This is a genomic window from Frateuria sp., from assembly GCF_035695185.1.
Taxonomy (GTDB): domain Bacteria; phylum Pseudomonadota; class Gammaproteobacteria; order Xanthomonadales; family Rhodanobacteraceae; genus Frateuria_A.
Genome location: NZ_DASSES010000178.1, coordinates 1 through 12838, shown reverse-complemented (window position 1 = coordinate 12838; position 12838 = coordinate 1). Strand labels below are relative to the sequence as shown.

The following is a 12838-nucleotide window of genomic DNA, read 5'->3' as shown; positions in this document are numbered from 1 at the left end:
GGTGCGGGCGATCCCGCGCCGCCGGACCTGCGTTCCCTCCCCGACCGTAGAAGGGCTTTGCGTGGCGCGCTTGCTATGCTCCCGGCGTCCCTTCCGGTGAAGTCCCATGCGCGCCCTGATCGACCGCTACATAGACGCCTACAACCGACTGGATGTGGACGGCATGCTGGCCACGCTGCACCCGCAGGTGACGTTCGAAAACGTCACCGCGGGCGTCACCACGGTGCACACGCAAGGCATCGAGGCCTTCCGCCGGCTGGCGCAGAGCACGCTGCCGCTGTTCGCGCGGCGGCGGCAGACGATCACCCGCTACGCCGAGAGCAACGGCATAGCGCATGTGGATATCGCCTTCGAGGGCGTGTTTGCCATGGACCTGCCCAACGGTGCGCGTGCCGGACAGGCGATTGCGCTGAACGGGCGCAGCGAGTTCCGGGTGCACGACGGCCTGCTGATCCACATCGCCGACATCAGCGACTGAAAGCCGACGGCCGGCCGAAGCCGCAGCGGGGGCCGCAACAAGGCGCGCCAGTCGACCGTGCCCTCACACGGCCAGGCCGATCCCGTGCGCTTCGCTGCCGGCGCGGCGCAGCAGTGCGTTGCGCCAGCGCTGCTGGGTGGCGCCATCGGCTTCCTGCAGGAACTGCGGCTTGTTGGCGACCAGCGCGGCCACCGGCACGCCGTCCTCGTACAGCACGCGGGTGCCGGCCAGCGCCGGCAGCTTGTCGCCCGCCAGCACGGTGCCGACCAGGTTGAGCGGATCGCTGCCGCTTACGCAGACCACTTGCTGTGCGGGCGGCCGCTGGCGCACCGCCCGCAGGGCGCCGATCGCCTCCGGCAGGGCGAACTGCTCACCGACCAGGCCCTCCACGAAACGGCCGCCGCGGATCTCGCCACGCGCTTCCAGCCGGTGGTAGACGCGCAGCAACTCGCGCCAGGAGGGCAGCCACGGCGCTTCGCGCTCGAGCAGCTTCCAGAACACCACGCCGTAGCGGCGAAGCAGGACACGTGCAACGTGCTCCACTTCATCGGCGTCAGGCCGGCGCGAAGCGCCTCCCTTGCTTCCTCCCGCCGCCGGGGGGAGTCCCGGCCCCAGCTTGTCGAAGGGGATCGCGTGGAGGGGCCGCTCTTGCCTCGAACCACCGGCAGATGCTCCCGCGTGCCCCGCCCCCCCGTCCGACCCGCCCACAGTCACCTTCTCCCCGGTGGAGGGAAGGAAGGAGCGGCTCAGCGACCAGCGCCCGGCATCCTCGATCTCGCTCAACGCATGCCGCCTTGCCCGCCGGTGCGGGCGCGAGTCGCGCTTGGCCGCGGGCAGCAGCAGCGCGCGCAGGCCGGCGAAGCTGTCGGCGGTGACGCGGCCGGCCGCGACCAGTTCGCCGATCGCGTTCTCGAGTTCGGTGCGCAGCAGGCGCGTGGCGTCGAGCAGCTCGTCGAAGAACAGCGCGCCATGGTCGGCCAGTGCGTCGGCCACCGCCTGGGCGCGCGAAGACAGCAGCGATTCCTGCGGCAGCTCGTCGGCGGCCACGGCCGTCCAGATGGCCATCTGCCGGCGCGGCAGCAGCACGATCGGGGTGGCGCGCACGGGGCCGGCGCTGCCGCCGCCGGCGCGCAGGCGGCTCCAGCCGAAGCGGCCGGCACGGCACAGTTCGTCCAGCCAGCGGCTGGTGTAGTCGCCCACGCGCGCAGGGAGCAGTTCGGTCTCCCAGGCGCCAGCGGCGGCTTCGTAGCCTTCGAGCTGGTGCAGCGTGGCGATCAGGCCGTCCGGGCCCTCCAGCCGCGTGTCCGGGGTCAGGTGCTGCCAGTCGGCCAGGAAGCGCATCAGGTCCCGACGGCTGACCGGCTCGATCTCGCGCCGCAGGCGGCCGATGGTGTAGCGGTGGATGCGCGCGAGCAGGTGGCGCTCGCACCACTCGGTGGCCGGCGCGTCGGGGGTGAAGCGGCCCTGCATGACGTAGCCCTCCGACTGCAGGCGCAGCAGGGCGGGCTCGACATCCCCCGGGTCGACCCCGAGCGAGTCGGCGAGCACCGACGGCGTGGTCGGGCCCAGGCCGCCGAGGCGCCGGCGGACCAGTTCGAGCACGGCGTCGTCGCGGGTCCAGGGTTGGGCGGCATAGTCGGGCGGGGCGCTGATCGGCGGATGCGGCGTGGCGTCGGCATGGATCGCCTGCCATAGCGGCAACACCTCCGCCGCGACCCACACGCTTGCGCTGCTTCTCCCCCGGCTTTGATCAAAGAGGGGGGAGAAGGTGGCCCCGAAGGGGTCGGATGAGGGGCCGGGGCTGGCGGGGAGGTCCCCTGCGGATCGCTGTTGGGAGGTCCCCCGCACGCTCGGCCCCTCGCCCCGGCCCTCTCCCCCGGGAGGGGGAGCAAAGGCCAGGCGCGTGGCGCGGTGGTGCCTGGCGAGCGCCTTCAGGCGTTCCTGCCAACCGGCGTTGCCGGCGACTTCGTCGCTCGTGACGAACCCCAGCAACGTCAGCGCCTCGTGCATCTCGTCGCCGCTGCGCACCTGCGGCCAGGCCTCCTCGCGCACGGCGGCGATCGCCTCCGGATCGAGCCGGCCGAGGTCGTCCGCGTCCTCGGCGTTCCAGCGCCGGTTCTGCACCGCCTGCGTGCGGCGCTCCTCCAGCGGTGCGTCGTCGAGGTAGGCGTAGGGCGCGGCGGAGAGCACTTCGGAGGCGAGCGGGCTGGGGCCGGTGAGGTCGCGCGCGACCACGGCGATGGCGCCGGTCTCGAAGCCGCGCAGGATGCGCAGCAGGCCATCGACGTCCATCGCCTCGCGCAGGCAGTCGTGCAGGGTCTGGTTGACCAGCGGATGGTCGGGAATCTGCCGCTCGCCGACGATGTTCTCCAGGCAGGCGACCTGGTCGGGGAACACGGTGGCGAGCAGGTCCTCGCTCTTCATGCGCTGGATCTGCGGCGGCGTCTTCTTGCCGCCGGTGTAGCGCGGCAGCGCCAGCGCGGTGACCGCGTTCCAGCGCCAGCGCGCGGGAAACAGCGGCGCGTCCAGCAGCGCCTGCACCAGCACGTGCTCGGCCGAGTTCGAGTGCAGGTAGCGCGCGACCTCCTCCAGCGGGAAACTGTGGCTGGTCGAGAGCGACAGCACGATGGCGTCCTCGGTCGCCGCCGCCTGCAGCTCGAAGTTGAACTGGCGGCAGAAACGCTTGCGCAGGGCCAGGCCCCAGGCGCGGTTGATGCGGCTGCCGAACGGCGTGTGGATCACCAGCTGGGTGCCACCCGATTCGTCGAAGAAGCGCTCGAACACGATGGTGTGCTGGGTCGGCAAGACGCCGAGCGCGACCTTGGCCCTGTGCAGGTAATCGGCCAGTTGCTGCGCGGCGGCCTCGCCCATGCCAAGTGTCGAGCGCAGCCACGCCAGCGCCGCGGCCACGCCACCGGCCTCGAGCAAGGCACCGACCTCCTCGCGCAGGCGTGCCACGCCGATGGACAGCTCGTCGCTGCGTCCGGGCGCCTCGCCCAGCCAGAACGGAATGCTCGGCGGCGCGCCGTGCGCGTCTTCCACGCGCAGGCGATCACGCTCCACGCGCAGGATGCGGTAGCTGGTGTTGCCCAGCTGGAACACGTCGCCGGCCAGGCTCTCGACCGCGAAGTCCTCGTTGACCGAGCCGATGATGGTGTTCTGCGGCTCCATCACGACCAGGTAGTCGGCGGTATCCGGGATCGTGCCGCCGGAGGTCACCGCGGTCAGCCGCGCATTGCGGCGCGCACGCAGCTGGCGATGCACGGCATCGCGATGGATGTACGCCGCGCGCGCGCCGCGGCGGGTGCTGAAGCCCTCGGCAAGCATGCGCACGATCGCGTCGAACTGCTCGCGCGGCAGCTCGCGGTAGGGATGCGCGCCGCGCACCAGCGCATACAGCGCGTCCTCGTCCCATTCCTGGCAGGCCACCTCGGCGACGAGCTGCTGGGCCAGCACGTCCAGCGGCTGCACCGGCTGGACCAGCGCGTCGAGTTCGCCGCGGCGCACGCAGTCGAGCAGCGCGGCGCACTCGAGCAGGTCATCGCGGCTGGTCGGGAACAGGCGCGCCTTGGGGGTGCCGTTGACCGCATGGCCGGAGCGGCCGGCGCGTTGCAGGAACGCGGCGATCGAACGCGGCGAGGCGAGCTGGCAGACCAGGTCGACGTCGCCGATGTCGATGCCCAGTTCCAGCGAGGCGGTGGCGACCAGCAGCTTCAGCTCGCCGCGCTTGAGCCGCTGTTCGGCGTCCAGCCGCAGTTCCTTGGCCAGGCTGCCGTGGTGCGCGGCGACCGCCTCCCTGCCCAGTCGTTCGGCCAGGTGGCGTGCGGCACGCTCGGCCATGCGGCGGGTGTTGACGAACACCAGCGTGGTGCGGTGCTCGCGGGCGAGCTGGGCCAGGCGGTCGTAGACGGTGTCCCAGCTGTCGTTGGACATCACCGCTTCGAGCGGGACCGGCGGGACTTCGATGGCGAGGTCGCGCGGGCGGGTGTGGCCAACATCCACGATCGCACAGCGCGCTGCTTCCTTCTCCCCCGGACTTGATAAGAGCAGGGGAAGAAGGTGGCCCGAAGGGTCGGATGAGGGGCCGGGGCTCGCGGGGAAGTTGCCTGCAGTCCGCTCTTGGAAAGTCTCGGGCAAGCCCCGCCCCTCACCCCAGCCCTCTCCCCGGAGGGGAGAGGGCGCCTGGTCCCTCGCACCGACCAGGAACCGCGCCACTTCCTCGATCGGCTTCTGCGTCGCCGACAGCCCGATCCGCTGCAGCGGCCGCTGGCAGAGCGACTCCAGCCGCTCCAGCGACAGCGCCAGGTGGGTGCCGCGCTTGGAATTGGCCAGCGCGTGGATCTCGTCCACGATCACCGTGCGCGTGCTCTTGAGCATCTCGCGGCCGGAAGCCGAGCCCAGCAGCACGTACAGCGACTCCGGCGTGGTCACCAGGATGTGCGGGCTGACCTTGCGCATCAGCGCGCGCTCGGCCTGCGGCGTGTCGCCGGTGCGCACCGCGGTGCGGATCGCCACGTCGGGCAGGTCTTCGGCGGCCAGTTCGGCGCGGATGCCTTCCAGCGGCGCCTCGAGGTTGATGTGGATGTCGTTCGACAGCGCCTTCAGCGGCGAGACGTAGACCACCCGCGTTTCGTCCGGCAACGCGCCGCCGTGCGCCAGGCCCTCGCGCACCAGTGCGTCGATGGCGGCGAGGAAAGCGGTCAGCGTCTTGCCGGAACCGGTCGGCGCGGCCACCAGCGTGTGCCGACCGGCGTGGATATTCGGCCACGCGCCTGCCTGCGCCGCAGTGGGCGCCGGGAAGCTGCGCTGGAACCAGCGCGCGACGGCGGGATGGAAATGTTCGAGCGGCATGGCGGCGGCGGGTGCGGCGTGTCCCGATGATATAGGGGCGCCCGTCTCATACTTCGAGCCTGTTCAGGAAGTCGCCGGCGGGCTAGGGTTGGAACGGCGGGGAAAAGGCGTGGACGCAATGGTGCAGGCAAGCGGGGGAACGTTCGACTGGCTGGCCCTGGCCGATGGCCGCCGGCTGTGCGTGCACGACTGGCCACTGGCCGACGCCCGCGCCGGCGTGCTGATCGTGCATGGCCTGGGCGAACATGCCGGTCGCTACGGCCGCCTGGCTGCCTGGTTCAACGCGCGTGGCTACGCGGTACGCAGCTACGACCAGCGCGGGCACGGCCGTTCCCCCGGCCGGCGCGGCGCGCTGTCGCGTCCGCTCGAACTGCTCGACGACCTGGCCGAGGTCCACGCCCGGTTCGCGGCCGGGCTGCCGGCGCCGCCGGTGCTGCTGGGCCACAGCATGGGCGGACTGGTCGCGCTGCGCGCGGTACTGGATCGGCGCGTGGACCCCCGCGCGCTGGTGCTTTCCTCGCCGGCGCTGCGCGCCTGGACGCCGGCGTGGGAGCAGGCGCTCGCCGCGCGGCTCGTGCGCGTGCTGCCGAACCTTCCCTTGCGCAGCGGGCTGCCGTTCGAGGCGCTGTCGCACGAGTCGGCGGTGGTGGCGGCGTATCGCAGCGATCCACTGCGCTCGGGCTGGATCACCCCGCGGCTGGCGCGCTTCATCTTCGAGAGCGGGCGGCATTGCATCGCCCGGGCGGCATCGTTGCCGCTACCCACGCTGCTGTTGGTGGCGGGCGCCGACCGGCTGGTGGATGCGCGCGGCAGCCGCGCCTTCGCGGCGGCCGCCCAGCCCAGTGGCCAGCTCACGACCCGGGTGTACGAGACCCTCTTCCACGAGCTGTTCAACGAGGCGGAACCGGCGCGCGGCCACGTCCTGGCGGACCTGGAGGCGTGGCTGGGACGCACCCTGCCAGGCGCGGGCGCGTAGGGGGATTCCGCTGCCGTCCGCCGTCAGGCCGGCGGTTGCCCCGGCGGATTCCTTGGCTCGCACGGGGCATGCCCGCAACCGCAGGGACCCTCGGCAGGTTCGTCCACGGCCTGGCGGCAGTGTTCCGAACAGTAGGTGTCGCCGACGGGCACGCTGCAGCGGCAGGCCGGATGGGCGCAGCGTTGGCTGGCGGTCGCGTTCATGGGTCAGGGCGTGCTTCTGGCCGACACCGGCAGGCTCATCGAACCCTTGCCGCTGGCGGCCTGCTGGGCCATCTGCAGATGCTGCTTGAGCACCGGCAGGGTGGTGCGGGCGAACTGTTTCAGGTCCGGGTCGGCGGCGCGCTGGCCCTCGATGCCGAACATCTTTATCGCCTTGCGATGGTCCTTGACGAGGCTGTCGGCATAGGCCCGGTCGAATGCGCTGCCGCTGAGCGTCCGCAGGTGGTCGGCCTCCTGCTTCTGCATCGGCATCGGCTCGGTGGGTAGGGTGACCTGCTTGCGCTGGGCGATGCTGATGAGCTGGTTGTTGGCCTTGGTGTGGTCATCGATGATGCGTTGCGCCAGCCGCCGGATCCGCGCCGAGGACGACTTGTCCAGCGCGATGCGGCCGAGCCGGATCTCGGCGAGCGAGTCGGCGGCGGCGTGGCGCATGAACATGGCGTCGTGCTCGCTGCTCGGGCTCATGCCGTGGCCCATGCGGTCACCGGCGCCCTGGCCGGCCGTGTCCTGCGCGAACGTCGCGCAGGACACACCGGCCAGCAACAAGGTGCCGAGCATCCGACCGATACGTCGTGCGTTCATGTCGGTTTCCTCGTGGATGGTTTGCGGGCCTTGCGCGGGCGTCGGTCGCTCAGTCCTCTTCCTCGCTCCGCTGGGCCGGGCGGCTGGCCCTGGCCTGCTGCGCGCCCTCGCCGCGACGGCCGTGGCTGGCCTCGCCACCCTTGCGGCCGATGGCGGCCATGTGTTCGCGGTTGGCGCTCACCGCCTCGCCGCCTTTCTGGCCGGCACGGCGCGCTTCCTCGGACGTGAACTGATGGGCATGGCCGCTGGCGTGCGCCGCGCGACCGCCCTCGCTGGCGATCTCCCGCTGGCGCTCCTCGTCCATGCTGGCGAATCCGCGCTTGCTGGTACCGCTGCCTGGGTTCTTGCTGGACATGTCGATGCTCTCTTCATGTGCGTTCGGGGGGACGTCGAGCAGTGGGGCTCGACGGCGCGCCGCGTTGCGCGGCGGCTGCCGTGCGGTGGCAACATCCATGCCAGTCTGGAAGTGCGCCGAACGCCGCCGTTCCGCGGCCAACGTCGTCGACAGGTAGGGTGCTGTCGCGCCTGCTCGCAAGCGGTCGCGGCAAAACTACAAAGCCGCTTGGAAAAGTTGCCGAGGTGGGCAGCTAGGTGCGGTGACGACCGCGTGGAATGGGGCTAGACGTTGCGTGGCGGCGGTGCAAACGTTGCGTCGCCAGCGTCTTCATCCCGGGGCTGCCGGCGTCCCGCCAGGGGCCGGTCCCTGCGGCAGGAGCGCAAGATCCGTGCAGGTCAGTTGAGCTCGGAGCGACGCAGCGGGCGCGGGTCCGCGAGCAGGCCGCGGGCGAGTTCGGCACAGCGCAGGCAGCCGCTGCCGATCTGGTTGAGCACGGCGAGCACGCCGGCGTGTTCCTTGCGCTCGAGCATGAGCGCCGCCAGGTCGGTGCGCATCAGGATGACGTTGAGCGCGTTGTTGATGGCGTCCACGACGGGCACCGGGTCGGCGCTCTGTTCCTGTTCGACGGCTTCGCGCCGTTCGCGTTGCAGCAGCACCGCCAGCCAGGCGCCGACGTGGGCCAGCGCGGCGCGTTCCTCGGCATCGAGCATGCGCGGGCGATACAGCGCCAGCCCGAGCGCGGCGGCGGGGCGGCGCGCGCGGCGGCATGGCAGGGCGATCGCGCGCAGGCGCGGGCTGCCGGCGCGCTCGCGTGCATCGCTACGCTCGACGGTGAGCGCCGAACGCAGCGATTGCGCGGCGACCTGCCCGGCCAGCGCGCGCGCCTCGCGCCGCGAGACCGGTGGCGCCGGCAACTGCCAGCAATAGCGACCCTGCCCGCTGGGCCGGTGTGGCGCCACCAGCAGGCAGACTTCGGCATGCCATTGCAGGCTCACGTGTTGCAGCAGGCGGGTGATCGCCTCCTCCGCGGAGGAGGCGTCGAGCGCTTGCAACGTGGTCGGCAGCGGGAGGGGGATGGGGGTGATGGCTGAGCTGGCCGGTCGTGCGTTCATTTCATTCGCGGTCTTCGTGCTGGTAGCGCGACAGCTTGTTGTAGATCGTCTTGAGGCTGACCCCCAGCGCCTCGGCCGTTCGCGTCTTGTCGTTGTCGAAATGCGCAAGCGTGCGCAGGAGCATCTGCTTTTCCATCTCCTCGATGGTCATGCCGACGCGGAAGGGCATGCTGCCGTGGTCGTGCGCCTGGTGCAGCGGGTGCTGCGGCTGTTGCGCGATGTGCATGTCCAGTTCGTCGCCGGACATCACCCAGGCGCGTTGTACGGCGTGCTTGAGTTCGCGTGCGTTGCCCGGCCAGTCGTAGGTGAGCAGCCGGCGCATCGCGTCCGGTGCGAAGCGGCGGCTGGTGCCGTAGCGCTCGTTGAGCCGGTCGAGGAAGCGTTGGGCCAGCAGCGGGATGTCGCTGGCATGCTCGCGCAGGGGCGGCATCGCGAGCGGGAAATCCATCAGCCGGTAGTAGAGATCCGCGCGCAGCACCCCATCGCGCACCGCCTGCAGCGGATCGCGGTTGGTCGCCGCGATCACGCGCACGTCGACCGGCTTGCTGGCGCTGGCGCCGACGCGGGTGACGTCGCGCTCCTCCAGCACGCGCAGCAGGTGCGTCTGCAGTTGCAGCGGCATCTCGGTGCACTCGTCCAGGAACAGCGTGCCGCCCTGCGCCTGCTCGAAGAAGCCCGCGTGGTCCTTCACCGCGCCGGTGAAGCTGCCGCGCTCGTGGCCGAACAGCTGGCTGGTGAGCAGATCCGGCGCGATGGCGCCGCAGTTGACCGCGACGAAGCGGCCGCTGCGTTCGCTGTACTGGTGCAGCGCGCGCGCGGCCAGTTCCTTGCCGGTACCGCTTTCACCGTGGATCAGCACGGTCACGTCCAGCGGCGCGACCCGGCGGATCTTGTCGAACAGGCGTTGCATTACCGCACTGGCGCCGATCAGCTCGCCGCAGCGCTCGGACTCCTGCTGCGAGGCCGCACGCAACTTGGCCGCGGCGACCGCCTGATCGAGCAGGCGGTTCAGCTGTGCGCCCTCGATCGGCTTGATCAGGTAGTCGAGCACGGGCAGTTGCAACGCACGCACGGCGGTCTCCACCGTAGGGTGTCCGGTCACCACGACGGCCTGCCCGGTCTGCTGCGGGTCCAGGTGGCCGATCAATTCCAGGCCGTTGCCGTCCGGCAGCGACAGATCGAGCAGGAGCAGGTCGAAACGCTGTTCGGCGGTGAGCTTCAGCGCATGCGCCAGGCTAGCGGCACCGGTGACCAGGCAGTCTTTCGATTCGGCGAAGGCGGTTACCACGTCTAGGAATTGAGGATCGTCGTCAACGAGCAGGATGGAAGCGGTCGTCGGCACAATTTCACCGGGGAGGGGTCATCGACCCCAGGCTGTCTCGTGGAGGGAGCGGGTCGCTGGTGCGCCCGTGCATCCACCGCGACAAGTGGCGCTGTGTAGCGCTCGGCAGGTCGGCGTGGACGAAACCGACGATGCCGCATGCGAAGTGCAAGTAGCGTCGAAGAGATGTTCCAAGTTGTAAGGGATGCCCGACACGCGTGTGGCCGATGCCGCACGCGTGCCTGCATCCGCGCCGGATCAGTGCCTGCTGCGTCCACCGATATCGCCGTTGCCCTGGCCGGCCAGACCCTCCGCCGGGCCGGTGTTCGAGGCGGCGGTCGTCGATCCGCTACCAGGCGCGGCGCCGGTGCTGCTGCCTGGCGATGGGGTGGCGCTTGTCCCCGCAGACTGCTGGGGACCCGTGCCGATGTCGCCGCGGCGCACGCGCAGGTGGTTCTGGACGTCCTGCACCCCGCCGAGGTCGTCGATGATGTCTTCCGCCGAGTGCTTCATCCAGCGCGCAGGAACGCTGCCCTCGAGCGTGACGGTGCCCTGGCTCACCTTGACCTCGATGTCGCTGGCGTCCAGATCCGCCTCCGTCAGGTGCTCACAGGCGAGTTCACGCAGGCGTTCGTCGCTTCGTTCGTAGCCGCGCGGCCGGGTGCCGCGGAACTGCCCGCGCTGGTCGCCCTCGTCGAACCAGTAGCGTTTGCCCTGCTGGCGGAAGCCGGCGCCGCCGTAAGTATCGGTATGCGCATACTGGCTGCCCATCGCGCCCCTGCCGGGGCCGCCGCGCCGCTCCCCGGCACCGTAGCGCGGGCCTTCGTAGTCGTGCTCCTGGGTCCAGCTGGCGTGCATGCGGTCGCTGCGCGCATCGTCCTGCCGGTTGCCCTCGCCGTAGGCGCGGGCGGTGTCGTAGCCGCTGTTGCTCTGGCCGTGGCGCGGCTCGTTCCGCCAGGTGTCGGCGTGGCGGCCGTAGCCGTGCGCGCGGTGGCGGTTGTCTTCGTCCTGGTAGCCCTCCACGAAATGCCGTTCCGCATCCGTGTCCAGGCCGTAGCGGGCATCGCCGCGCGTTCCCCGCGGGCGCGACCACAGTTCCTCGTCGTCGCGGTAGCCGCCGCCGTAGCGAACCGGCTGTTCGCGCCAGTCGGGCGGCCGGTTTCCCTCGAAGTCGCTGCGCGGATGCGCCGCCTGCCAGGGGTGCGCGGCGGCGTAGTCGTCGTCGCTGCCGTAGGTGCGGACCTGGCGGTCGGCTTCGTAGGGAGCGCGCTGGTTGCGCTCGCGAATGCGGTCGTCGCGGGTGCGGTAGCGTGAGCGGTCGTCGTAACGGTCGTCGTGTCGGCTCATGGGGACTCCGTCTGGGAAGGTTCGGCGAAAAATTTGCAGCGGCCGTGCCAAGTTTTGCGTCAGTTCAGCCAGCGGCACAGCGGGATGCCCGGCTCGCCAATGCGTGGCACGGGGATGCCCGGCTCATGCGGGTCGATCGCGGGCAGGTCCGGCTCGCGCGGCCTGGGCGCGCGCACCGGATCGCCCGGATCGTAGGGCTGTGGCGGGGTGGGGTCGGGCGGGAGCGATTCGGGATCGCCGACCGGCTTGGACGGCACCATGCAGCCTGGCGGCGGCATGCGCGGCACGCGGATCGGATTGACGAGCGGCGGGCAGGGCAGGAACTGGTGCATGGGATGCCTCGTGGAGGAGGGACATCCCGGGTCATACAAGCGACGTGCCAACCCTGCCCGCAAGCCCGGGCGAGCGCGGCCGTGCGGGAAATGCTTGCAGGTTTTACCGGTCGCGGCAGTTTTTACAGGCGGTTGGGCGTGGGGCGCCTGCCCGTGCGGGGGACGCCCTACGGAGAGCTTGCCTGCTTCAGCGGGCCGGGCAGCAGCGCGCGCATGCGCTGCACCAGCGCGTCGAATTCGAACGGCTTGGTCAGCAGGTCGGTATGGGCGTCCAGCGTCCAGTCCTCCGGCATGGTCTCGGCATAGCCGGTCATGAAGAGCACCTTCATCTCGGGCCGGTGGTGCCGCCCGACCTCGACCATCTGCAGACCGGTGAGGCCGGGCAAGCCGATGTCGGAGACGACCAGGTCGATCTGCTCGGTCGACTCGATGACGGCGAGCCCGGCGTGGCCGTCGCGCGCCTCCAGCACGCGGTAGCGCAGTTCGCGCAGCTTGCCGGCGACCAGGTCGCGCACCACGTCCTCGTCCTCGACCAGCAGGATGGTCTCGCCGGCGCTCGGCTCCCAGCGCGCGCCGCTACCGCGCTCCTCCAGCGCGCGCACGCTGCGCCGCTCGCCGCTGGGCAGGTAGATCGACACGGTGGTGCCGCGCCCGGGCTCGCTGTCCAGTTCGATGGCACCGCGCGACTGGCTGACGAAGCCGTGGATCATCGACAGCCCCAGGCCGGTGCCGCGACCCTTCGGTTTGGTGGTGAAAAACGGGTCGAAGGCGCGCGCACGCACCTCCGGCGACATGCCGGCGCCGGTATCGATCACCTGCAGCAGCAGCGTGGGTGCGTCGCGCAGGCTGTGTGGCCGGCGCAGCGGCCCCTCGCCCGGCGGCACCGAGCCGGTGCGGATGGTCAGCCGGCCGCCGTCGGGCATCGCGTCGCGCGCGTTGATCGCCAGGTTGAGGATCGCGCTTTCCAGCAGGTTGGGATCGCACAACACCGGCACCAGTGCGGGCGCCAGCTCGAGCTTGAGCTCGACCCGCTCGCCGAGCGTGGCCGGCAGCAGCTCGGCGATCTGCGCGACCAGCTCGTTCAGGCTCACGCTCTTGGGCGCCAGCGGCTGGCGCCGCGCGAAGGCGAGCAGGCGGTGGGTGAGCGTGGCGGCGCGCTTGGCCGAATCCAGCGCGTTGCCGAGGAAGCGACCCACGTCCTGGCGACCGCTGGCCAGGCGCATCTCGACCACTTCGAGCGAGCCGATGATGCCCTGCAGCAGGTTGTTGAAGTCGTGCGCC

Annotated in this window: 10 protein-coding genes; 2 read left to right on the top strand and 8 right to left on the bottom strand. The window is 71.1% G+C overall.

Annotated features, from left to right (window positions below; translation table 11 throughout):
• Nucleotides 1-106: 106 nt before the first annotated feature.
• Nucleotides 107-478: a nuclear transport factor 2 family protein gene (locus VFH59_RS14270; RefSeq protein WP_325165573.1), complete on the top strand. Its 372-nt coding sequence runs from the start codon at nt 107-109 to the stop codon at nt 476-478.
• Nucleotides 479-541: 63 nt separating this feature from the next.
• On the opposite strand, the gene VFH59_RS14265 is transcribed toward VFH59_RS14270, so the two are convergent.
• A complete protein-coding gene (locus tag VFH59_RS14265; RefSeq protein ID WP_414655900.1) occupies nt 542-5329 on the bottom strand; it encodes a DEAD/DEAH box helicase in 4788 nt (1595 codons plus the stop codon).
• Between the two features lie 118 nt (nt 5330-5447).
• Between VFH59_RS14265 and VFH59_RS14255 the strand changes: the two genes are divergently transcribed.
• Nucleotides 5448-6305, top strand: a complete 858-nt coding sequence (locus tag VFH59_RS14255; RefSeq protein ID WP_325165572.1) for a lysophospholipase — start codon at nt 5448-5450, stop codon at nt 6303-6305.
• 206 nt (nt 6306-6511) lie between these two features.
• Here VFH59_RS14255 and VFH59_RS14250 read toward each other — a convergent pair whose 3' ends face one another.
• From VFH59_RS14250 to VFH59_RS14220, 7 genes are all read right to left on the bottom strand, one after another.
• Complete coding sequence (locus tag VFH59_RS14250; protein WP_325165571.1) at nt 6512-7108, bottom strand: DUF4142 domain-containing protein; 597 nt, start codon at nt 7106-7108, stop codon at nt 6512-6514.
• A gap of 49 nt (nt 7109-7157) precedes the next feature.
• A complete protein-coding gene (locus tag VFH59_RS14245; protein ID WP_325165570.1) occupies nt 7158-7463 on the bottom strand; it encodes a KGG domain-containing protein in 306 nt (101 codons plus the stop codon).
• 377 nt (nt 7464-7840) lie between these two features.
• The gene (locus tag VFH59_RS14240; protein ID WP_325165569.1) at nt 7841-8557 is read right to left on the bottom strand and encodes a hypothetical protein; all 717 of its coding nucleotides are present in this window, start codon (nt 8555-8557) and stop codon (nt 7841-7843) included.
• A gap of 1 nt (nt 8558) precedes the next feature.
• Nucleotides 8559-9899, bottom strand: a complete 1341-nt coding sequence (locus VFH59_RS14235; RefSeq protein WP_325165568.1) for a sigma-54 dependent transcriptional regulator — start codon at nt 9897-9899, stop codon at nt 8559-8561.
• Nucleotides 9900-10136: 237 nt separating this feature from the next.
• Nucleotides 10137-11225, bottom strand: a complete 1089-nt coding sequence (locus VFH59_RS14230; protein WP_325165567.1) for a BON domain-containing protein — start codon at nt 11223-11225, stop codon at nt 10137-10139.
• A gap of 59 nt (nt 11226-11284) precedes the next feature.
• Nucleotides 11285-11557, bottom strand: coding sequence for a hypothetical protein (locus tag VFH59_RS14225; protein ID WP_325165566.1), 273 nt, complete (start codon nt 11555-11557; stop codon nt 11285-11287).
• A gap of 167 nt (nt 11558-11724) precedes the next feature.
• Nucleotides 11725-12838, bottom strand: a 1114-nt coding sequence (locus tag VFH59_RS14220) for an ATP-binding protein (protein WP_325165565.1), incomplete at its 5' end; no start/stop codon positions are given.